The organism is Pseudomonas sp. Ag1, assembly GCF_000278565.1.
GTDB lineage: Bacteria > Pseudomonadota > Gammaproteobacteria > Pseudomonadales > Pseudomonadaceae > Aquipseudomonas.
The window spans coordinates 1-21,779 of sequence record NZ_AKVH01000049.1 but is presented as its reverse complement, the minus strand read 5'-3'; the positions used below and the strand labels follow the sequence as shown (position 1 = coordinate 21,779).

Here is a 21,779-nt window from a genome sequence, read left to right as displayed (position 1 = left end):
AATCGCCGCTGGAATCGACTGCCGGGTCTTGCGACACAACCCCGGCAAGTCATCGATAACGATCTGAATCCCGCGCATCGTCTTCACTTCCGTATGACCCGGCGCGACATGCACGCGAATGCCCAGTTGCTGGTACATCAGCTGTTGCATGCGCTCAAGATCGGGCAGGCTTTGCAGGTTTTCGAGGCGTTCGAGCAGGCGTTTTTCTTCCTGGCGCGTCAGGTGCAGGATGCGTGCATCGGCGCCGGGAAGGTCGAGCAGTTGCTCACGATTGCAGTCGCAGACGCCGGGTGGGCAGGGTTGGCGAATCGTCATGCAGTCTCCCTCCCGTTACCGGCGCCGGCGGCTTACCAGGTCAAATGGACCCCAAGGCTTTCCAGCTCTTTCCAGTACTCGGGATAGGTCTTGCCGACGCAGTCCGGGTCCTGAATCCTGATCCCCGAGACCTTCAGTCCCGCCAGGGCAAAGCACATGGCGATGCGGTGGTCGGCGTGGGTGTCGATCAGCGCGTTGCAGGTGGTACCCGCCAAGGCCGGATCGCTGGCTACCAGCAAGTCATCACCTTCAATGGTCGCCAGGCCCGGACGGATTTCATTCAGACCGTCATGCAGGGCCTGCACCCGGTCACATTCCTTGACCCGCAGGTTGGCCAGTTCGGTGAAGCGCACCGGTGTGTTGTTGAACGCGGCGAGCACGGCGAGGGTGGGGATTGCGTCCTGCATCTGCGAACCGACAACCACCGGTTGCATGTGCGGGAACTGCGCGATCACTTCCTGGGCCTTGGCATCGGGCTGGGTGAAATCCTGCGGGGCGACACCGAGGTCGATGCGGCCACCGGTCAGCACTTCAGCGGCCCACAAATAGGTGGCGGCGGAAGCGTCAGGCTCGATCAGGTAGTCGTGGGCGGTGTAGCCGGTCGGGGCCACGCGCCAGGTGCTTTCATCAACGATGTCTACCTGGGCACCGAAGGCGCGCATGCAGTCCAGGGTCAGGTCGACATAGCCACGGGCGCCAATGTCCTTGCCGGTCAGGGCCACTTCAATCGGCGCTTCGCCGCACGCCGCCAGCATCAGCAGCGCCGACACGTACTGGCTCGACAGGCCGCCGTCGATCTCGAAACGCTTGGCTTGCACGCGACCAGTGCCATGGACGGTCACGGGTGGGCAACCGGTAGGGCTGTCGACCTGGATGCCATTCTGGCCGAGGGTCGCCAGCAGCGGGCCGATCGGACGCTTTTGCATGTAGGCGTCGCCATCCAGCACCACGGTGCCTTGCACGGTGGCCACGGCGGCGGTGAGAAAGCGCATCGCGGTGCCGGCGTTGCCGAGAAACAGCGGCTGAGCCGGCAATTGCAGCTTGCCTACGCTGGTGACGACGAACGTGGTGTCGTCGGGTTCATCGATCACCACGCCCATCTGCCGCAGGGCCACCGACATGTGGCGGGTGTCATCGCTTTTCAACGCGCCGCTCAGGCGGCTGGTGCCCTTGGCCAGGGCCGCCAGCAGCAGGGCACGGTTGGTAATGGATTTGGAGCCGGGGGGCGCTACCTTGCCGTTCAGAGGAAAGTTGGGCGGTGTAACGGTCACGGTTTTCTGCGAACTCAAGGTACAAGGCTCCTGCTTCAAGGCGGGTGGCGTTTGGCGGACACGAATAATCGGCCAAACACGCCACCCTTGTCGAGCATGGATCTACGCCTCCAGCCCTGCCACCGGCTTCCAGGCGGCCAGTGGTGTCAGGAAATGCAGCTCAAAGCGCCGCTCGCTGAACGCCCATTGCCCTTGCCGGCGTTCGAACCGATCGTGATAAAGACCGCTGATCTGCACCTGCCCCAGTTCGTTATGGGTGCACAGGCAATCCACCGCAACCCTCGCGCTGGCGGTATCGCCGCTGATGTCGATCAGCGGGTTGGCCATCCAGTGATGCATATGCGGCATGGCTGCCCAGTTGAGGTGGGCGGAAGCTATGATCGCGGCGACGCCGTCATGGCAGCCGAACGCGGCACCGAGGTCCAGCCGTGCGTCGTCGTGCCAGATGCTGCGCAGCAGCGTTTCGTCGCGGGAGTCGAAGGCGTGGGCGTACTCACTGATCAGGCGCTCGAGGGCGAAGCGGGTTTCCAGCTGTTCTACGCGGGTGATGAGGTCAGTCATGACAGAGGCCTTTATTGAGGAAAATCGGTGGAGGTGGACAGCGAGCGCCAGCGTTCAAGATCGGCGCGAACCTGGTCCAGCTTGGCTTCGACGACACTCAGCGCATCGCTGCCAGCGACGAAGCGCAACGGCGGTGCTGCCAGAGCCGCCAATTGCACAACCGCCAGGCCGAGTCGGTACGGGTCGCCGATTTGCCGGTGATTACGAGCCTCGAAGACGGCCAGCGTGCGGGCGCGAAATTCGGCGTAATCCTCAAGTGCCCGGGTGCCCAGCTTGAGCGTGCGGCTGTCGAGAAAGTCAGTACGAAACGCCCCGGGCTCCAACAGCGTCAGGCGGATGCCGAACTCGGCGACTTCCTCGGCCAGGGCTTCGGAAAACCCTTCAATCGCAAACTTCGACGCCGAATACATCGAGGCCCCACGCACGCCCTTGAAGCCGCCATTGGACGACATCATCACAAGGTGCCCGCTGCGCTGGCGGCGCATCACCGGCAGCACTGCGCGGGTGACGTTGAAGGTGCCGAACACATTGGTCGCGAACTGACGCTCGATGGCCTCGGGCTCGACTTCCTCGAATGGCCCGAACTGTCCGTAGCCGGCGTTATTGACCAGCACATCGATGCGTCCGAATCGCGCCACTGCTGCGGTCACCACCGTTTGGGCCTGTTGCTCATCGCGGATGTCCAGCGCGGCGGTCATCACCTGGTCGCTGCTGTAGGTCTGGTCCAGACGGGCCAGGTCAAGGTCGGTGGCCACCACCTGGTCGCCGTTAACCAGCGCCGCGCGGGCGATGCCGGCACCCAGGCCGCCAGCGCTGCCGGTAATCATCCAGACTCGGCTCATAGCGGCATCTCGCTGCCGATCCAGTCGAGGATCGAAGCGTGACGCGGCGCCCAACCCAGCTCGGCGCGAGCGCGCTTGGCCTTGACCCGGCTATTGGTGCCGAAGGTGTAATGCACATGCATCGGGTCCCAATGTTGCTCGGCTTCTTCGGCTGGCCATGACTGCACCGCGCCCAGGTTCATGCGCTTGGCCAGTGCGGCGGCCATATCGATAAACGACGCCTCACCGTTTTCCAGAAAGTAAAACGCGCCGGCCGGGGCTTTTTCCACGGCCAGCAGGAACAGTTGCGCGACGTCATCAATGTGCACGTTGGACCAGCGATTGACCCCGGCCCCGACGATACGCATCACCCCGGTTTCCCGGGCACGGGCCATCAGGAACGGCAGTTGGAAGCTGTGATCGGTCAATCCATGGCCCACGCCATAGATGTTGCTCGGGCAGATCACCACGCTGCGAATACCTTGGTCGGCGGCAGCCATCATGCGCAGGTCAATGTCGTAGCGGGCTTGCTTGGGGGCCTCGATGATGAAGGGGGTGTCTTCGTCAAAGATGTGTTCGGACAAGGTATTGCCCAACGCGTCATCGCCGATGATGCTGGAGCCGCTGGTGTGGATCAGCAGTTTGCCCGAGCCACGCAGCGCCTCGATGAACGCGTCGACGGCACCGGCGTGGTCGCTGTTGGCGGCATCAATCACAGCGTCGGCCTGGCGTGCTTCGTCGATCAGTAATTGGCGGTCATCCAGGCTGCCGATCACCGGGGTGATGCCCTGGGCCTGCAAGCGTCCGGCTTTCTGCGGGTCGCGCAGCAGGCCGCGCACGCTGTGCCCTTGGGCGATCAAGTGATGGGCAACGCTGCCGCCGACGAAACCATTGGCACCGGTAAGGAAAATCTTCATGGGAAAAAGCCTGAGGCTGGGGAACGAGCCACCACCATAGGCGTGAACAATTAGCGGAAAAACAGGCCTTAGTTCTGTTTAGAATGGACTCCAGAGTCCTTAATGGGTAAGCGTATGGAAAGCCTGAATGCCATCGGCGTGTTTGTCGCGGCAGCTGAAGCCCGCAGTTTTGTCGGCGCTGGCAGGACGCTGGGCATCTCGGCGTCGGCGGTGAGCAAGAGCATCGCCCGGCTGGAAGCAAAGTTTGGTGTGCGGCTGTTTCATCGCAGCACCCGCAGCATCACCCTCACGGCCCAGGGCACGCAGTTTGTCGAGCGCTGCCGGCGGGTACTGGCGGAGCTGGAAGTGGCTGGTGAAGAGCTGTCGCAAACCCTTGCCGCGCCACAGGGACCGCTGCGGGTTGGCCTGCCGATGATTGCCCGGCCGTTCCTGGCGATGCTCGGCGAGTTCCAGGCGTTGTACCCGCAGATCCAGCTGGACCTGGATTTCAACGACCGTCTGGCTGACGTGATTGCCGAAGGTTTCGACGCGGTGATCCGCAGCGGCGTGCCGAAGGATTCCGGGCTGTCGGCGCGTCCGCTGGGCACCTATCGAATGTTGGTCGTTGGCTCCCCGGATTATCTGGCTCGGAACGGAACGCCGCGTTGCCCGGAAGACCTGCACGCACATCGCTGCATCCATTTCCGCTTTCCCGCCTCCGGCAAACTCCAGGCCTGGCAGATGCGCCGCGACGAGCGAGCGCTGGAGCTTGAGCTGCCGCGCTCGATGATCTGCAATTCGGTGGAAGGACGCATGGAGCTGGCGGTGCAAGGCCAGGGCCTGACTTATGCGGGCGACTTCGTGGTGCGCGAGGCACTCGCGGCCGGGCATCTGGTGGAGGTGCTTGGGGATTACACCTGTGAGGGCGGCCAGTTCAACCTGCTGTGGCCGTCGGGGCGGCAGGTGCCGCCCAAGCTGCGGGTGTTTATCGAATTTATTGTCGCCAATATGCCGTTGGTACGTGGGACGTCTTAACCCGGCATGCGGCCATTCAAGTCGCCGTAGGTGAACGACTTCAGCTCATGGGTATCGAGCTTCCCGGTTCGCAGGAAACCTTCGGCCAGGCTGTGCATGGCGCCATACAGGAATTCGGCGATGCTCGAGCCGGCCGTGAGGCGGCGTACGCCCAAGGCTTGCAGCGTCTCGGGCGCGGGCAGGCCGGCCCAGGCCAGCACGTTGACTGGCAAGTTGGTCGCCTGGCAGAGCTGCTGGATTTCGTGCTCCAGGTGGATGCCGGCGGCAAACAGTCCGTCGGCGCCTGCGCCCTGGTACAACGCGGCGCGCTTGAGGAGTTCTTCAAGGCGCTGTGGCTCCGGGGCCAATCCTTTCAAATACACGTCGCTGCGGGCATTGATAAACAGCTTCACGCCACAGCTGTCCGCCACACGACGGGCGACTTCGATCTTGCGGGCCAGCAGTTCAGGGGTGCCGGCACCGTCCTCGATATTGACGCCGATGGCGCCCGCGTCGATTACGGCCTTGATCACCCGGCCCACGTGCTCCGGGTCGTCGGAATAACCGGCCTCGATGTCCACGCTCAGCGGCACGTCAATCACCCGGGCGATGGATTGCACGGTGCTGACCAGCAGCGGCAGCGGCAGCTGATTGCCGTCCTTGTAGCCGTGGGTCCAGGCAACGGCCGCGCTGCTGGTGGCGACGGCCTGGCTGCCCAGTTGCGCCACCAGGCGCGCGCCGCCGGCATCGGCGACGTTGGGCAGGATAAACAGTTGAGCATGGTGCAGGGCGTGGAAGGCGGTAGCGTGGGCGGTCATGGCGGGTCAGTCCTTTGAGTGGGCTTTGTTGTTGAAGGCGCCTGTCATATCAAGAATCGGCCCGGCATCGCAATCGATAACACACCACTGGTCGACATTTCCCACGTTGATGTCGATTGAGCGCCTGATTGATCGACTACAGGCAGAACAACCCGTCGAATCAGGAGAGTGATCATGTCTTACGTAGATGGCTGTGTGATCGCGGTGCCCACCGCAAAACGCGAACAATTCATCCAGCACGCCAAGGCCGCCGCCGTGGTGTTCAAGGAACATGGTGCGCTGAATATCATCGAGTGCTGGGGCGATGACGTACCCCAGGGGCAGGTGACCTCGTTTCCCATGGCGGTCAAGCTCAAGGAGGATGAAACCGTGGTGTTTTCCTGGATCGTCTGGCCGTCGCGGCAGGTGCGTGACGCCGGGATGAGCAAGGTGATGGAAGACCCGCGCCTGAAGGCAGACGTCAATCCGATGCCGTTTGATGGGCAACGGATGATCTATGGCGGATTTGAGATGATCCTCAACACCTGAGGCCAGGCGTTCATGGACGGCGGCTGTAGTCCGATCGCCTGTCGCAGGGTAGGACCGACGATAACTCTGGTGCAAGACCAGTGCGAAAGCTACGCAAAACAAGGACATGACGCGATTTGTCTGACAGAACCGTCGGGTAGACAACCCGGCGAGGTGGGCTAAGTTCAAGGCGCTTCCCATGAGGGGAAGTCTTCAATCAAGGAGTGACTGAAATGAACAAACCCCAGACTCAACTCAGGCATGGTCGCGTCGTGACACCCGCCAGCCGTGGCTCGGTGGCGGTAGAGCGTGGCCTGCTGGAAAACTGGCAAGTCAACGAAATGGAAGGCGGCAAGAACTTCCCGGCCCTCAACGCCGGCCCGTTTCCGGCACCTTACGAAACTGACGATCAGAGCGTCACGCCCCCCGCCGACGGGCACATCCTCAGCGGCGGCAAGACCGATGCCCGCGACTGCGTGAACTTCACCGACGAAGAAATGGGTAAGAAGCTCAACACCCCGTTTAACTGGCCGTTGTTGAATGTTGAAGCCGGCCAGGTATTCAAGGTGCAGTGGGCTTACACCGCCGCGCACGTGACTCGTGGCTATCGCTGGTTGATCACCCGGGACGGTTGGGACCCCAAGCAACGCATCAGCCGTGCTCAACTGGAGCCCAAGCCGTTCTTCGAGGACTTCTACACCCAGGTGCCGTACTACCAGCACTCGGCTGAACTGAAGGCCAAGGTTGAACATCAAGTGACATTGCCCAAGGGCAAGAAGGGCCGACATGTGCTGGTGTTGATGTGGATCGTGGCCAACACCGGCAATGCGTTCTATCAGGCGTTTGATGTCGATTTCAACTAGCGGCAACTGAACCTGGAGGCAAAACAAAAAAATGTGGCGAGGGAGCTTGCTCCCGCTGGGCTGCGAAGCAGCCCTGAAAATCGGGGGCGCTTCGCACCCCAGCGGGAGCAAGCTCCCTCGCCACAGGTGTTGCGTTCAGCGCTGGGCCAACCAGTAGTCGTGCAACGCACGGGCGGCCGGTTCGATAGCGGCTACCCGTTGCTGATGGGCATTTACATCCAGGTCTGCCGGCAGTTCAAAGTTGTCCTGCTCGGCGCACCAGGAAATCTTCTCCAGTTGCCCGGCCTGTTCGGCAGGCAGCTCTGGCCAGTTGCCGATAGCGGCGCCACGGATATAACCAAAGCACCATTCTTCCGCCAGGGTCAGTGGCTGGTCCTGATGCTCGGTTTCCTCGAAACGTGCCTTGAAACCCTGGGCGTCGGTCGCCAGTTGCGTGGCAATGGCGTTCATATGGCGCACGCACAGTTCAAGGAACTGGCCAGCTTCTTCCGGACTTTCCCAATCCGGGTTCTGCCCACCAAAGATACCGGGGAACCATTCGGCAACCTCCACCTGCGCGGGGCTTGAAACCAGGGCGGTGAAGTAACCGTCGAGCTCGGCCAGGTTCAGCACCGAATGGTCGTCGCCGTACTTGAGCAGGGTGTCGTCGATGAACTCGAAATCGGCGGGGGCGAGGGGTTGGTCGTGCATGGGCATATCCTTTGTGCGTGGAACGCCGCTGATGGGGCGGCTTAAAGCGCGGAGGATGGCGCGTGTCGGGGTTTTAATCCAGCTTCTTCAACGCTTTTCCCACAGGACGCACAGCTTGCTCATGCACATCGAACCTGCCACCGCGAGAATGATCGGCACCAGGAAGTCATGGTCGATGCGGGTGAATTCCGCCACCAGCACGATTGCCGTCAACGGCATGCTCATGCTCGATGCCAGGAACGCCGCCGCACCGATGATCGCGAACGCCCCCAGCGGCACGCCGGGCCACAGCAGGCTCCAGGCGCCGCCGAGGATGATCGCGAGCAGGGCGCCGTTGGCCAGCGCCGGGGTCAGCAAACCGCCTTCGGCACCGGCGCGCAGGCTGCTGGCGGTGATCAGTACCTTGACCACCAGCAGCACCGCGGCTAGGCCGATGGTGAGCTCATTGTCAAAGCCCAGTTGCGCCGGGCCCTTGCCGTTGCCGAGGATCTGCGGCAGGAAAATCGCCAGGCCCCCGATGATCGTGAAGTTGATCAACGACAGTACCGGCAACCGCCAGCCACGGGCGGCGTTGCTGCGGGCCGCGCCGGTCAGCCGGGTGAATCCGTAGGCGGCCAGGCCAAACACCGGCCCGCAGGCCAGCGCCCAGGCGATCAAGCCAGGGCTGAGCACAAAGTGCGGCACCACGTATTGCGCCTCTGCGCCCAAGCCAATCCAGGCCACCGACGCGCCGATGGCCGAGGTGGCCAACGCAATCACTGCCGCCGGCCAACTGAACACACCCACCAACACTTCGAGCACAAACACCGCGCCGCCCAACGGCACGTTGTACACCGCCGCCAGCCCGGCGCCCGCACCGCAGGCGACGATCAGCCGGTGCATGTCCGGCGCCAGTCGCGCCCGCTGTGACAACCAGGTGGCGGCCAGCGCGCCGACTTCCCGTGGCGCCACTTCACGGCCCAATGGCGAGCCGAGGGCCACAGTGATGATTTGCAGCACGGCGTGGGCGAGGGTGGTCTTGGGCGGCATGATCGGTGCCTGGGCGGAGACCGCTTGCTTGATGCTCACCAGTGGCCGGCCATAGCGGTAGATCAACCACCAGCCCACACCGGCCACCAGGCCACAGGTGATCAGCACCAGCACCCGGCGTTCGGGCGCGGCGGCGGTGACGCCGAGCAAAAAGGTTTCATGGCTGATCAGGCTGTCGAGGCTGTAGCCGTAGGCCAGATGCTGGATGCCGTGCAGCAGCAAGGCAAGGAGCATGCCGCCCAGGCCGGCGCCGATGCCGGTGAAGATGACGACGAGTGCGAGAATCAGCAGCGAACGGGTTTTTGAGGGCATGAAGGGTCCAGGGAGCCGGGTTTCCGAGCCCGATTCTATAGCGCAATGGTGACGCCATAGCCCCGAGATGTAATGCACATGCGCGAACTGGCCTTCCACAACATTGCATTACGTTCAGATTACTTTAACGGCCCGGCCAATTGCCTGAATCGGACCTGTCGGCTTGCCGGTTTTCGACCCGCCGGGATTTTCCAGGGTCAGTTCAAACAGCTGGTTCGGCGCCAGTGGCGGGAGTTTATCCAGGGGCACAGACAAGGTCTGCCCAGGCTTGACCAAGCCCAGCGACACCGGGCCTTGCCAGTCTTCGCCCTTGGTCCAGAACTGCAGCGTCTTGTCTGCCGGTACTTCCATGATGCCCAGGGGAATCAGCTGGATTTCCTGGGTATTGCTCGCCTGGATTACCCAGCCCGGCGCCTGGTTTTGCGGGGCTACCAGCACCACTACATAAGCGGTCGGGTTGATGGCGGCCGTACGGGTCAACAGCAGTGTCGCCAATACCAGGCTCGCCGCGATGCCGGCGCCGGCCAGTCCGCGCCACAACGCCAGCCTGTTCCACCATGAGACCGGCGAGTCCCGGGTGGCTGAATGCCCCAGGCTGCGCTCGATGCGTCGCCATAAATACACCGAAGGCGTTGCCGGGGCTGCCTGTCCAGTCAGTGGCAGCAGGCGCTGTTCCCAGGCGTCCACTGCCGCACGCAAGTCGGCATCGGTGGCCAGGCGCTGTTCCACCTCGGTGCGTTGCTCGGTGGGCAAGGTGCCCAGCACATATTCGCTGGCCAGTTCGTCGATGCTGTTCATGCCATGCACTCACGCAATGCCGCGAGGCTGCGTTTGATCCACGCTTTCACGGTACCCAGCGGGGTGCCGAGTTTGTGCGCGATTTCGCTGTGGGAATAACCGTCTACATACGCATGCAGGATGCAGTTGCGGCGGGCCGGGTCGAGTTGTTCGAGGCAGCTGTAGATCCGCCCCGAGTGCGCCTGATAGTCGAAGGTGTCAGCGCGCTCTGCGCTTTCATGCTCTTCGCTGAGGGGCACTTCGCGTCCATTGCTGCGCACGGCATTTAGCGCCAGGTGCCGGGTCACGCTGTATACCCAGCCGCGGGCCGAGCCTCTGTGCGGGTCAAAACTGGCCGCGCCGTTCCAGATCTTGATGAAGGCGTCATGCACGATATCTTCGGCCACCGCCTTGTCACGCACGATGCGCAACGCGACCCCCAGCAGCCGGCTGCTTTCCTGTTGATACAGCCGGCGCAAGGCCGGTTGTTCGCCACGGGCGCAGGCCAGCAGGCAGGCTTGATAGTCAAAATCGGCTTCAGGCAAAGACAGGTTTCCAGGTGGAGGCCCCGGCGGTGAGCCCGGGGCGCTTTCGCAGCAGCGTAGACGAATCTGGTCAGTTGGCCGCCCAGAAGATGTAGTCGGCCTGGTACTTGACCACTTCCTGCTTGCCCTTGTTGGCCGCCGTGCATTCCGTGCCTGGCGCCACGCCGCCCTTGAGGGCCACCCGCTGGATATACGCGACGCCACTCATCGCGCCCTTGCCTTCGGCGGGGTTGGCCTTGACCAGTTGATAAGGCAGGTTGCCAGGGCTGGACGGCGCCACGGCCAACTGGGTGCCGGTGACTTTCGAACCATCCTTGGCCTGCCAGGTGGCCGGCGGGCCGAAGTAGCTACCGACCTGCTGGCCGCTGCGGTCATTGAGCACCGCCTTGGGACCGACGAAAAACCATTCGGTCTGGCCGGCAGCATTGGCCTTGTCCCGGCATTCGTAGGTGATTTCGCCGACTCCGGTGGTTTCCATGGTCACCTTGTGGCCGTCCGGCACCTTGATGCTGTCGGGTAAACCGGTCTGGGCAAAGGCAGTCGGTGCAGCGGCGAACAGGCAGGTCACGCAGAACAGGGCTTTGGCGTTCATCGGTGTCTCTCCATAAGGGCAGCAAGGCGCTGCTACCTGTACTACCCACGGCACGCGCAAACGGATGCAGCGATTAGAAAATAAATCTTCAAGGGCGCACACTGTGGGCCCCCGCACTACCAGAGGAGAGATTGACGATGACCGGTGTTCACAAGTCTGCTCAACAGGGTTTCTCTACTCAGGCCGTCACGTACGCCCAAGGCCGGCCGGACTATCCACGGCAACTCACGGGTTGGCTCACCGACGCCCTGCAGATCAATCCCCACTCCACGGTCATCGACCTGGGCGCCGGCACCGGCAAGTTCACCCGCTTGCTCAGCACCGTGGCGCCGACGTTGATCGCAGTGGAGCCGGTGGAGGCAATGGGCGCGCAGTTGCACAAACTGCTGCCCCAGGTGCGCCTGCTGTCGGGCACCGCTGAAGCCATCCCCCTGGAGGCGGCCACCGCTGATGCCCTGGTGTGTGCCCAGGCGTTCCATTGGTTTTCCACGGAAGCGGCCCTGGCGGAAATTCACCGGGTGCTCAAGCCGGACGGTCGCCTGGGGTTGATCTGGAATGTGCGGGATGAGTCGGTGGACTGGGTCGCGGCCATCACCGAAATCATCACGCCCTACGAGGGCGACACACCGCGCTTTCATACCGGACGTTGGCGCGAGGCCTTTACCGGCGAGTATTTTTCCGCCCCCGAATTGACCTGCTTCCCCTACAGCCATGTCGGCAGCCCCCAGGAAGTGATCATGGACCGCTTCCTTTCCGTGAGCTTTATCGCCGCATTGCCACCGGCAGAAAAGGCGCAGGTGACTGAGCAGTTGCAGTCGCTGATCAACACGCATCCGGCCTTGCGCGGCCGTGAGACGGTTGCGTTTCCGTACCAGACCCAGGCTTATCGCAGCCAGCGGCTGATCAGAAAGGCATAAAGTCAGATCGTTTTGATATAAGTAGTTATAAGAAAAATCGCTATGCTGCGGCCAGAATTTTATAAGGCCGCAGGTAGTGGTAATGGATGTAGGTAATTTTGGTTTCTCGATTGCTGGCCTGATTGTTGGATTTATCGTGGGAATGACCGGTGTAGGCGGGGGCTCGTTGATGACGCCGATCCTGCTCTGGTTCGGCATCAACCCGGCCACCGCCGTGGGCACCGACCTGTTGTACGCCGCCATCACCAAGTCCGGCGGGGTGCTGGTTCACAGCAAGAATCGCAACATCGACTGGACCATCACCGGCTGGCTGACCCTGGGCAGCGTGCCCGCCGTGTTGCTGACCTTGTGGTTTCTCAAGAGCCTGGACACCGACCCCGCCGCCTTGAACGCGGTGATCAAGCAGTCCCTGGGCGTGGTCTTGCTGCTGACGGCCACGGCGATCCTGTTCAAGAACAAGCTGTTGGCCTTTGCCCAGCGGCATGCCGGCGACGACTACAAGATGGCGCCGCGCAACCTTAATGCGCTGACCATCATCACCGGCGCTGTCCTCGGTACCATGGTGGCCCTGACCTCCATCGGCGCCGGTGCCCTGGGCACGGTGGCGCTGTTTATCCTGTACCCGTTCCTGGCCACCAAGCGCCTGGTGGGTACCGAAATCGCCCACGCCGTGCCGCTGACCCTGGTCGCCGGCCTCGGCCACGCCAGCATGGGCAACATGGACTGGACCCTGCTGGGCTTCCTGTTGCTGGGCTCGCTGCCGGGGATTTATGTCGGCAGCCACATGGCCGGCAAGGTCCCGGACGGGATATTGCGTCCTTGCCTGGCGTTCATGCTGGTGATGATCGGCTTCAAGCTGGCGTTTTAACGCGCCGGCCCATTGCCGATCTGCCACACAAACGGCGGCTCGGTGCGGTTGATCACCCAGTCGCCGACAATCCGCGCCTTGTAGATCACCGGGTTGTGGGACGACACGGTGCGGGCGTTGCGCCAGTGCCGGTCGAGGGCTTTGCCCTGGCGCACATCCGAAGCCCCCAGTGCGTTGAACAGTTCAGTGGTGGCGCGCTGGATCAGTTCCGAGACCACCACCTGCGCCGTGGCTGATTCGATTTCGGCGGCCACATTGGCTTCGTGCTCCACGGCATCGTCCCCACTGAACCGCGCCACATAAGCCCGCTGCGCTGGAACTGCGGCTTTCAATGCGCTGGCTTCGGCGGCGTATACCAGCGCTGCAACTTCACCCACCACCTGCTGAATCTGCGAGTCCTGGCTCACATGGGCGGCATTGCCATGGCTGTAGATCCGTTTGCGGCTGCGCACCTGATGCGCCACATCCTTGAGGGCCGCGCGGCCGATGCCGGCGAGGGTGGCGAGCAGCACCAACTGATAGAACGCTGTCTGGTATTTGAAGCGCGTGGCAAAGTCGATGACGTTTTCCGCCTCCACCACCGCATCGGTAAAACGCGAGGTGCCGCTGCCGGTGGTACGTTGGCCAAAGCCGTCCCAGTCATCGCTTTGCGCCACGCCGGGCTGGCGGGTGCGGGTGGCGGCAATCACATCGCCGCCGGTGTCGCTGCGTTGGGCGTAGACGTCGATCCAGTCGGAAAACAGGCTGCCGGTGCTGTAGAACTTTTCACCGTTGAGTTTCCATTTGTCGCCGTCGGGGCTGACTTTAGTGACGACATCGCCGATGGCCACGCTGCCGATTTCGGTCCAGGCGCAGCCCACGATCTCACCGTCGACAAAGCGTTTGAACCAGAGGTCTCGCGCCGCGCCGGGTGCGGCATTCAGGCGGTCTTCGGCAAACGCGAAGTGCCCGCGCAGGGCCTGGGGCACGTTGGAGTCGGCTTCGGCCAGTTCGATCAGCAGTTCGAATAGCTGGGGCAGGGAGGCGCCGCCACCGCCGTATTCCACCGGGACGCGCACGGCGCCAAAGCCGGCTTGCTTGAGCCATTGGATCGGCTCGTAGGGCAGGGCGCGGGTTTGTTCGCGCTCTACGGCACCCTCGGCGATGCGCTGGAAAATCGGCCGGAAGCGTTCGGCCAGGGCGTGATAATCGACGCCGGTGGACAGTGGATTGATCACGTGATGTTCGGTCATGGGGACGGTTCCTGGGCAGTGAGATAGGTGAGCTATTGCACGGTCCATGCCGGGCGCGAAGGCACGTATTTACGGGACGGGTGCCGATTCAACTGTTGTTCCTGCAACAGCAAAACGACAAACCGCTGCAATCCACGACAGCTCGGAACAGGCTGCTTTTCGCCTGTTTCCGCGCTCGAAGGCCGGTAGTGCGGGCCTCTCACGCCCACTGGCACAGTTGCTGCTCCACACCTCGTACATGCCAATCCGCGAGGTACAGTCCAATGAGTCAGCAAGCCGTCAAATTTGCCTACTGGGTGCCCAACGTCAGCGGGGGGCTGGTGGTCAGCAAGATCGAACAGCGCACCCACTGGGGCATCGACTACAACCGCAAGCTGGCGCAGTTGGCTGAAGAAGCCGGCTTTGAATACGCCCTGACACAGATTCGTTTCACCGCCGGTTATGGCGCCGAATACCAGCATGAGTCGGTCGCGTTCAGCCACGCGTTGCTGGCGGCCACCACCAAGCTCAAGGTGATCGCGGCAATCCTGCCGGGCCCCTGGCAACCTGCGCTGGCGGCCAAGCAACTGGCAACCATCGACCAACTCACCAACGGCCGCGTTGCCGTCAATATCGTCAGCGGCTGGTTCAAGGGTGAATTCCAGGCCATCGGCGAACACTGGCTGGAGCACGACGAGCGTTATCGCCGCTCCGAGGAATTCATCCGCGCCCTGAAAGGCATCTGGACCCAGGACAACTTCACCTTCCGGGGTGATTTCTACCGCTTCGACAACTACAGCCTCAAGCCCAAGCCACTGGGCGAGCCCCACCCGGAAATCTTCCAGGGTGGCAGTTCGCGGGCCGCGCGGGACATGGCGGCACGGGTATCGGACTGGTACTTCACCAACGGCAATACCCCGGAAGGCATCAAGGCCCAGGTCGATGACATTCGCGCCAAGGCGGCGGCCAATAACCATTCGGTGAGAGTCGGTGTGAATGCGTTTGTGATCGCTCGCGACACCGAGGAAGAAGCCCGCGCCGTGCTCGCGCAAATCATCGAACAGGCCGACCCGGAAGCCGTCAACGCGTTTGGCGATGCGGCGAAACAGGCGGGCAAGGCGTCACCGGAAGGTGAGGGCAACTGGGCCAAGTCGACCTTCGAGGATCTGGTGCAATACAACGACGGCTTCAAGACCAACCTGATCGGCACCCCGCAGCAGATTGCCGAGCGCATCGTCGCCTTGAAGGCGGTCGGCGTGGACCTGGTACTGGCCGGCTTCCTGCACTTTCAGGAAGAAGTGGAATACTTCGGCAAGCGTGTATTACCGCTGGTGCGCGAACTGGAAGCCAAGGCCGGGATCAAGCAAGTCGCCTGAACACCACCACCGCTGCCCGCAATTTGTTATTGCCGAACCGGCACATTCGCTCGAACTCCCCATGGCTGACCGGCAGATGCTGGCAGTCCATGGGCTGGCGGTGCTGGCTGTGATCCACGTCCGGGTCGTGCAGGTACACGAAGTCTTCGTCGCAGTCGGTGACGATTACCCAGTGGGGCGACTTGGAGCGGGTCAGGCGGTAGCTGCTGATCAACACCAGCGGCTGGCCGCCTTCGCGCAGCACCTGGGGTAAATCCAGCGGGCCGCCGAGCACTTGCTCAACGTCGCTCAAGGCCAACTCTTCCTCGAAGGCGTCATGCACCAAACGCATGACGTCTTTTTTATGCTGATCACGTACCCCGTCGAGAAACAACGGCCCGCTGACATTGACCTGCATGCGCACGCGAAAGCCCCGGCGCCAGGCGGCCAGCGCCAAACCCTGGGGGCTGCAGCCGCCATGGCCGGCGGTCATGAACACGGTGGTTGCCTCGCGCCAGATCTGCAGTTCTTCCCGGCGCTGGGCCACCCGCGCAGGTTCCAGGGCACCCATGGCCATCAGCAGGCTGGCGGCGCCGCAGGTGAAGTCGGTGGTTTGCTGGTAATAGGGCACGCTCAAGGCGCGCGCGTCCTGGTGCTGGAGGATGCGTTTCTCCAGGCGCAGGGCCGGGGCGTGGTCTTCGTAGTAGTCGTTGACCAGGGCAAAGCGCCGGTAGCCGTTGCGCTCATACAGGGCGATGGCGCCGGGGTTGTCGGTACGCACTTCCAGGCGCAGGTAGGCGCAGTCATGCTCCACCGCACAGGCTTCGATGCGCGTCAGCAGTTGTTTGCCCAGGCCCAGGCCCCGGGAAGACTCGGCGATGGCGATGGAGTACAGGCGCGCCAACGAGGTGCCACGGTGGAACAACACCAGGGCGTAGCCCAGCAATTCGCCGTGTTTTTCTGCCACCAGCAGTTGCCCGTGGGCGCGACTGACCATCCACTGGAAGCTGCGGGTGGAGAGCCGGTCCGTGGTGAAACAGTGCTGTTCCAATGCCACCAATGCAGGCACGTCATCGGGTGTTGCAACGCGAAAGGAAAGAGCCATGTGACCGCCGTAAAAGTTGCGTAACGAAACGGGACTTCTCTAAAAGATCGTGCTTAATAGAAAAGGTCTAGTTCTCTAAAGCGGATCAATCAATATGTCAGCGGTACAAGGTCATTGGCGTGAAGTATCCGAGCAAACAGTGGCGGCGACAATAACTTCCAACGGTTATTTTTCCAGCCCTCCCAAGAGTGCAAGTCAAGTCGTGATCATTGTCGAGCGCAAGGAAGACTGGGCTTCGTACTTCCCCAGCGAAGACATCGTCACCGCCCAGGAATACCTTGAGCAAACCCGGGAAAACGAGACGGGCAAGCGCGTGCAGGTGATCAACCTGTGCCGCAGCTACAAGTACCTGGGGCACGGCTATTACTGCTCGCTGCTGGCCGAGGCGCGGGGGCACAAGGTGATTCCGTCGGTGCGCACCATCAGCGAACTGACGAAAAAGTCCCTGTACGGCCTGGCCCTGGATGACCTGGATAAAACCCTCGATAAAGCCTTGAGTCATCATCTCTACAGCAACACCGAAGGCTTTACCCTGACACTTTACTTTGGCCGGACCAATATTGAACCCTTGCAGGATCTGGCCCGCCAATTGTTTGAAGCGTTTCCCTGCCCGATCCTGTTAGTTGAGTTTCGCAAGAATAACGGCTGGCACATCGAAGGCATCAAGTCTGGCGTATTGCACAAGTTGCGTGATGACCAGGAAGACCAATTCGCGAATGCCCTGGACAACTTCAGCCGCAAGATCTGGCGTCAACCGCGCTCCCGCCGTCTGGCCCGCTATGACCTGGCGATCCTGCACGACCCGCAGGAACAACTGCCGCCGTCCAACGCCCGCGCCCTGGAAAATTTCGTCCGGGTCGGCAAGGGGCTCGGCATCGACGTGGAACTGATCGAACGCAAGGACTACGCCCGCCTGGCCGAATACGACGCCCTGCTGATCCGCGAGACCACCAGCGTCGACAACCACACCTACCGCTTCGCGAAAAAGGCCGAAAGCGAAGGGCTGGTGGTGATGGACGACCCGGCCTCGATCCTGCGCTGTACCAACAAGGTCTACCTCACGGACCTGCTGAAAAGCCATCAACTGGGCATGCCCGCCACCGAAATTCTCTACAAGGAGCGACCCGAAGATTTCGAAAGGGTGGGTGAGCGCCTCGGCTTCCCGCTGGTGCTGAAGATCCCCGACGGGTGTTTCTCCCGCGGCGTGATCAAGGTCGAAAGCCAGCAAGCGCTGCTGACCGCCACCGCCGAACTGTTCGAGCATTCCGTGTTGCTGCTGGCCCAGGAATTTTTCTACACCGAGTACGACTGGCGCATCGGCGTCCTCAACCGCAAACCGATCTTTGCCTGCCAATACTTCATGTCCAAGGGGCATTGGCAGATCTACAACCACAAGGCCATCGGCCAGGACATCAACGGCGAGTGCCGCACCCTGGCGGTTCACGAAGCCCCCAAGGCGGTGGTGGAACTGGCGGTAAAAACCGCCAACCTGATCGGCGACGGCCTGTACGGCGTCGACCTCAAGCAATCCGGCGACAAGGTGGTGGTGATCGAGGTCAACGACAACCCCAACATGGACGCCGGCATCGAAGATGCCTACCTGCAAGACGACTTGTATTCCCTGGTACTGGAAGAGTTCGTGCGACGCCTGGAGTTGAAGCGTCAAGGCCAGGTGTGGTGACGCGCGATGATCCAGCGCTTTGAATTAACCGATGGCAAGTTGTACAACAGCCTGGGGGACGGCGGGGATGTCTTGCTGTTCAGCAATCCTGACCCCCACGAGCGCAAGTACCTGCGCGACTGCTACAAGCTCGATGAACATGCCCTGGCTTCGGCGCTGGACCCGGACGAAGTGTCGCGCATCGAGTTCCACCCCGATAACCTGTTCCTGATCTGGAAGCGCCCGGAGAACTATTCCGGCGGCGGCAACCTGGTGTTTGAAGTATCGTCCTGCGGCCTGCTGTTTTCCGGGGACCAACTCCTGGTGATCGCCACCGACGACAGCCAGCTCTCCGGGCTGGGTGCGCGCCGGCCATTGCGCACGCCGCTGGATGTGTTGCTGGACTTGCTGCTCAACAACATCCATCACTACCTGGGCCACCTCAAGGTGATCAAGATGGTCGCCCGGGAACTGCAGCAGCAGTTCAATGCATCGATGAGCAATCGCCACCTGATGCAGATGTTCAACCTCAGCGAAAGCCTGATCTATTACATCAACGCCCTGCACAGCAACGGCGCGGTGCTGACGCGCCTGCGCAACCATGGGGAAAAGGAACATTTCAGCGCTGAAACACTGGGCCTGATCGATGACCTGATCATCGAGAACAACCAGTGCTACAAGCAGGCGGAGATTTACTCCAACGTGTTCTCCGGGCTGATCGACGCCCGGGGCAACCTGATGAACAACAGCATGAACAACCTGCTGCGCAAGCTGACGCTGATCAACGTGGTGTTCCTGCCGTTGAACCTGATCGCCAGCGTGGGCGGGATGTCGGAATTCAGCATGATGACGGCGGGCACGCCGTGGTGGATTTCGTACCCGTTGTTCATGGCCGCGATGGGACTCGGGGCGGGGTTGATGGTGCTGGGGTTGAAGCGGATTGCGGGGAGTGGCGACAAGGCAGTATGACTAAAATCCTGAATATCACTGAGGTCTAAATGTGGGAGCGGGCTTGCTCGCGAAAGCGGTGGATCAGTCACTGTAGATGGCGACTGTCACACCGCTTTCGCGAGCAAGCCCGCTCCCACAGGGGATGTGCGCCATTCAGACGTCCGGCTGCAACGTCAGCACCTCAAACCCATCCCGCGTCACCGCCACCGTATGTTCCCACTGCGCCGACAAGCTGTTGTCCCGCGTCACCACCGTCCAGCCATCCTTCAAGCTGCGCACCTTGGCGCTGCCCTGGTTGAGCATCGGCTCAATGGTAAACACCATGCCTTCACGCAGTTCGAGCCCGGTACCGGGGCGGCCGAAGTGCAGGATCTGCGGGTCCTCGTGCATCTCGCGGCCAATGCCATGCCCGCAATATTCACGCACCACGCTGTAGCCGTTGCTCTGGCCATGGTTCTGGATGGCGTAGCCGATATCCCCCAGGCGTGCGCCGGGTTTGACCTGGCGGATCCCGGCCCACATGGCCTCAAACGTCATTTCCACCAGGCGCCGGGCCTTGGGCGCGACGTTGCCGATCATGTACATCTTGCTGGAGTCGGCAATGAAACCGCCTTTTTCCAGGGTGATGTCGATATTGACGATGTCGCCATCCTTGAGCACGGCTTTGGCGCTCGGCATGCCATGGCACACCACCTCGTTGATCGAGGTGTTGATGCAGAAGGGGTAGTCGTACTGGCCCAGGCTGGTCGGTCGCGATTGCAGGTCATTGCGGATGAAGGCTTCCACCGCGCTGTCGATCTCCAGGGTCGACTGGCCGGCGGCGACAAAACCGTCGAGCATGGTAAACACCTGGGCCAACAGGCGGCCGGATTCGCGCATCACGGCAAGTTGTTCGGTGGTCTTGATCATTCGCTGCGCCCCCGGATCAGGTCGGGCTTGTCCAGCAACAGTTTGTTGATCAGGTCGTTATAGGCGAGGTGTGGATTGAGTTCGGCGAGCAGGCCGATCTTGATCCAGAACTCGGCCTGGGCGTTGATGGAACGGTCCATGGTGGCGCTGGCCAGACGGAGTTGTTCGTGCAATTGGTCGGTGATCTTGACGATGCCCATGAGCTTCACTGTGCAGAGTTTATATACAAAGCGTATACGTTTCGTATGCTCTACGTAAAGCCTGGCGTTTCGCCATTGACTTGCCCGGTGGCGCCGGTTAATTTTGATTCATGACATTTCAAACCTTTCGTTGCCAGCCAAGCATTATTACCGCCATTCCTCATTTGGCGGGATAGCGCTCGGCTGTACCCAAACCCGCCCTAGAGGCGGGTTTTGTTTTTCCGTCTCCAGGGCCCTGCAAGCACCCAGGAGACATCCATGAGTACCCGCCCCGCGAGCCAGCCCCAGGATTCGGGATTGCTTGAGCACTACGTGAAGAAGATCCTGGCCGCTCCGGTCTACGACCTGGCGGTGCGTACGCCGTTGCAGGTGGCGCCGGCGCTGTCGGCATTGCTGGGCAATCAGATCCTGCTCAAGCGCGAAGACTTGCAACCGACCTTTTCCTTCAAGATCCGTGGCGCCTACAACAAGTTGGTGCAACTCAGCGCCGAGCAAAAGGCCCGGGGCGTCATCACCGCGTCGGCGGGCAACCATGCCCAGGGCGTGGCATTGGCGGCGCGGGAGTTGGGGATCAAGGCGACGATTGTCATGCCGTGCAGCACCCCGGAGCTGAAAGTGTTGGGCGTACGCTCCCGAGGCGGCGAGGCGGTGTTGCATGGGGCCAGCTTTCCGTTCGCCTTGGCCCATGCGTTGCAATTGGCCGAGGCCACCGGCAGTACGTTTGTTTCGCCGTTCGACGACCCGGACGTGATTGCCGGGCAGGGCACAGTGGGGATGGAAGTGCTGCGTCAGCAGCAGGGCCCGCTGGACGCGATCTTCGTCCCGGTGGGCGGCGGCGGGTTGATCGCCGGTATCGCGGCCTACGTGAAATACCTGCGGCCCGAAGTGCGCATCATCGGCGTCGAGCCCGAAGGCTCCAGTTGCCTGCTGGCAGCCTTGCGCGCTGGGAGCCGGGTGGTGTTGCCGAGTGTCGACAGCTTTGCCGATGGCACGGCCGTGGCCCAGATCGGCGCCTATGGTTTTGAAATCTGCCGGCACCATGTGGATGAAGTGATCACCGTCAGCAATGACGAACTGTGCAGTGCCATCAAGCTGATCTACGACGATACGCGCTCGATCACTGAGCCTTCAGGTGCCCTGGCTGTCGCCGGTATCCGCAAGTATGTCGGGAAGACTGGCCTCCAGGGGCAAACATGGGTGGCGATCAACTCCGGGGCCAATATCAACTTCGATAGTTTGCGGCATGTTGCTGAACGAGTGGCTGCTCAGACAGGTTAAACGTTTAACCTAAAGACTGTTTAATTTAGTTACATTCATCCGTTTGGATAGTGGTTATGAAGGCGTCAAAAAGTTTGTTGCGGGCACTTATAGCGAGCGGTCTTTCAATTTGCATGATGCCAAGGGAGGCTCATTGCAAGACGCATGAATCGACGGCACGTAATTTTGTCCGAAAGCCCCGATTTGTCTGGGGCGCAGGGCAGTGCGTATGGCGGCACGTTTAATGCTTGGCGGTTGCAGGAGCTGAGTGCAACACAGTTACTGGATTGAGGCGGGAGCCTCGTGATGCTTGGCCATCAGCTCGGTCATGACCT

Annotated in this window: 24 protein-coding genes; 9 read left to right on the top strand and 15 right to left on the bottom strand. The window is 61.7% G+C overall.

The features are described from left to right. From A462_RS30400 to A462_RS30420, 5 genes are all read right to left on the bottom strand, one after another. A partial coding sequence (locus tag A462_RS30400; RefSeq protein ID WP_008430829.1) for a hypothetical protein occupies positions 1–315 on the bottom strand: 315 nt, incomplete at its 3' end. Positions 316–347: 32 nt separating this feature from the next. After that, positions 348–1,604, bottom strand: coding sequence for a 3-phosphoshikimate 1-carboxyvinyltransferase (gene aroA, locus A462_RS30405; protein ID WP_008430827.1), 1,257 nt, complete (start codon positions 1,602–1,604; stop codon positions 348–350). 84 nt (positions 1,605–1,688) lie between these two features. Beyond that, the gene (locus tag A462_RS30410) at positions 1,689–2,147 is read right to left on the bottom strand and encodes a nuclear transport factor 2 family protein (RefSeq protein WP_003215242.1); all 459 of its coding nucleotides are present in this window, start codon (positions 2,145–2,147) and stop codon (positions 1,689–1,691) included. 11 nt (positions 2,148–2,158) lie between these two features. After that, positions 2,159–2,989, bottom strand: coding sequence for an SDR family NAD(P)-dependent oxidoreductase (locus A462_RS30415; RefSeq protein ID WP_032898621.1), 831 nt, complete (start codon positions 2,987–2,989; stop codon positions 2,159–2,161). Further along, entirely contained in the window at positions 2,986–3,885 is a 900-nt protein-coding gene (locus A462_RS30420; protein ID WP_008430823.1) for an NAD-dependent epimerase/dehydratase family protein, read from the bottom strand. Before A462_RS30420 ends, A462_RS30415 begins: the two co-directional genes overlap by 4 nt. Before the next feature lie 114 nt (positions 3,886–3,999). Here A462_RS30420 and A462_RS30425 point away from each other — a divergent pair, with 114 nt between their 5' ends. Further along, complete coding sequence (locus A462_RS30425; RefSeq protein ID WP_008430820.1) at positions 4,000–4,899, top strand: LysR family transcriptional regulator; 900 nt, start codon at positions 4,000–4,002, stop codon at positions 4,897–4,899. Here the strand turns inward: A462_RS30425 and A462_RS30430 are convergent. Further along, on the bottom strand, positions 4,896–5,696 hold the full coding sequence (locus A462_RS30430) for an isocitrate lyase/PEP mutase family protein (RefSeq protein WP_008430819.1): 801 nt from the start codon (positions 5,694–5,696) through the stop codon (positions 4,896–4,898). The two genes, A462_RS30425 and A462_RS30430, sit on opposite strands and share 4 nt — an antisense overlap. Positions 5,697–5,870: 174 nt before the next feature. Here A462_RS30430 and A462_RS30435 point away from each other — a divergent pair, with 174 nt between their 5' ends. Beyond that, positions 5,871–6,224: a DUF1428 domain-containing protein gene (locus A462_RS30435; RefSeq protein WP_008430817.1), complete on the top strand. Its 354-nt coding sequence runs from the start codon at positions 5,871–5,873 to the stop codon at positions 6,222–6,224. 212 nt (positions 6,225–6,436) lie between these two features. Next, positions 6,437–7,066 (top strand): lytic polysaccharide monooxygenase auxiliary activity family 9 protein, encoded by a 630-nt coding sequence (locus A462_RS30440; protein WP_008430815.1) that lies wholly within the window; start codon positions 6,437–6,439, stop codon positions 7,064–7,066. A 135-nt stretch (positions 7,067–7,201) separates the two neighbouring features. On the opposite strand, the gene A462_RS30445 is transcribed toward A462_RS30440, so the two are convergent. From A462_RS30445 to A462_RS30465, 5 genes are all read right to left on the bottom strand, one after another. Further along, positions 7,202–7,756 carry a UPF0149 family protein gene (locus tag A462_RS30445; RefSeq protein WP_008430812.1) on the bottom strand — a complete coding sequence of 185 codons (555 nt, stop codon included), beginning with the start codon at positions 7,754–7,756 and terminating at the stop codon, positions 7,202–7,204. Positions 7,757–7,843: 87 nt separating this feature from the next. After that, a complete protein-coding gene (locus A462_RS30450; protein ID WP_003215260.1) occupies positions 7,844–9,097 on the bottom strand; it encodes a chloride channel protein in 1,254 nt (417 codons plus the stop codon). A 114-nt stretch (positions 9,098–9,211) separates the two neighbouring features. After that, the gene (locus A462_RS30455; RefSeq protein WP_008430808.1) at positions 9,212–9,895 is read right to left on the bottom strand and encodes an anti-sigma factor; all 684 of its coding nucleotides are present in this window, start codon (positions 9,893–9,895) and stop codon (positions 9,212–9,214) included. Beyond that, the gene (locus A462_RS30460) at positions 9,892–10,419 is read right to left on the bottom strand and encodes a sigma-70 family RNA polymerase sigma factor (protein WP_008430807.1); all 528 of its coding nucleotides are present in this window, start codon (positions 10,417–10,419) and stop codon (positions 9,892–9,894) included. The genes A462_RS30455 and A462_RS30460 overlap by 4 nt, the downstream gene beginning before the upstream one ends. Before the next feature lie 70 nt (positions 10,420–10,489). After that, the gene (locus A462_RS30465) at positions 10,490–11,011 is read right to left on the bottom strand and encodes a DUF3455 domain-containing protein (protein ID WP_003215266.1); all 522 of its coding nucleotides are present in this window, start codon (positions 11,009–11,011) and stop codon (positions 10,490–10,492) included. A 137-nt stretch (positions 11,012–11,148) separates the two neighbouring features. Here A462_RS30465 and A462_RS30470 point away from each other — a divergent pair, with 137 nt between their 5' ends. Both A462_RS30470 and A462_RS30475 read left to right on the top strand, forming a co-directional pair. Beyond that, entirely contained in the window at positions 11,149–11,928 is a 780-nt protein-coding gene (locus A462_RS30470) for a class I SAM-dependent methyltransferase (RefSeq protein WP_008430806.1), read from the top strand. An 82-nt stretch (positions 11,929–12,010) separates the two neighbouring features. After that, complete coding sequence (locus A462_RS30475) at positions 12,011–12,796, top strand: sulfite exporter TauE/SafE family protein (protein WP_008430805.1); 786 nt, start codon at positions 12,011–12,013, stop codon at positions 12,794–12,796. Here the strand turns inward: A462_RS30475 and A462_RS30480 are convergent. Continuing rightward, a complete protein-coding gene (locus A462_RS30480) occupies positions 12,793–14,028 on the bottom strand; it encodes an acyl-CoA dehydrogenase family protein (RefSeq protein WP_008430803.1) in 1,236 nt (411 codons plus the stop codon). The genes A462_RS30475 and A462_RS30480 overlap by 4 nt on opposite strands. A gap of 263 nt (positions 14,029–14,291) precedes the next feature. On the opposite strand from A462_RS30480, the gene sfnG reads away from it, so the two are divergent. Next, the gene (sfnG, locus tag A462_RS30485) at positions 14,292–15,383 is read left to right on the top strand and encodes a dimethylsulfone monooxygenase SfnG (RefSeq protein ID WP_003215274.1); all 1,092 of its coding nucleotides are present in this window, start codon (positions 14,292–14,294) and stop codon (positions 15,381–15,383) included. Here sfnG and A462_RS30490 read toward each other — a convergent pair. Continuing rightward, complete coding sequence (locus tag A462_RS30490) at positions 15,367–16,467, bottom strand: GNAT family N-acetyltransferase/peptidase C39 family protein (protein ID WP_003215276.1); 1,101 nt, start codon at positions 16,465–16,467, stop codon at positions 15,367–15,369. The two genes, sfnG and A462_RS30490, sit on opposite strands and share 17 nt — an antisense overlap. A gap of 94 nt (positions 16,468–16,561) precedes the next feature. Here A462_RS30490 and A462_RS30495 point away from each other — a divergent pair, with 94 nt between their 5' ends. Both A462_RS30495 and A462_RS30500 read left to right on the top strand, forming a co-directional pair. After that, positions 16,562–18,148 (top strand): RimK family protein, encoded by a 1,587-nt coding sequence (locus A462_RS30495; RefSeq protein ID WP_003215278.1) that lies wholly within the window; start codon positions 16,562–16,564, stop codon positions 18,146–18,148. 6 nt (positions 18,149–18,154) lie between these two features. Then, positions 18,155–19,096, top strand: a complete 942-nt coding sequence (locus tag A462_RS30500; RefSeq protein WP_008430799.1) for a magnesium transporter CorA family protein — start codon at positions 18,155–18,157, stop codon at positions 19,094–19,096. A 135-nt stretch (positions 19,097–19,231) separates the two neighbouring features. On the opposite strand, the gene map is transcribed toward A462_RS30500, so the two are convergent. Next, the gene (gene map / locus A462_RS30505) at positions 19,232–19,987 is read right to left on the bottom strand and encodes a type I methionyl aminopeptidase (RefSeq protein ID WP_008430796.1); all 756 of its coding nucleotides are present in this window, start codon (positions 19,985–19,987) and stop codon (positions 19,232–19,234) included. Then, on the bottom strand, positions 19,984–20,187 hold the full coding sequence (locus tag A462_RS30510) for a ParD-like family protein (RefSeq protein WP_003215288.1): 204 nt from the start codon (positions 20,185–20,187) through the stop codon (positions 19,984–19,986). Before A462_RS30510 ends, map begins: the two co-directional genes overlap by 4 nt. Positions 20,188–20,445: 258 nt before the next feature. Here A462_RS30510 and ilvA point away from each other — a divergent pair, with 258 nt between their 5' ends. Then, on the top strand, positions 20,446–21,465 hold the full coding sequence (gene ilvA / locus A462_RS30515; protein ID WP_008430793.1) for a threonine ammonia-lyase, biosynthetic: 1,020 nt from the start codon (positions 20,446–20,448) through the stop codon (positions 21,463–21,465). The last annotated feature ends 314 nt before the right edge of the window (positions 21,466–21,779 follow it).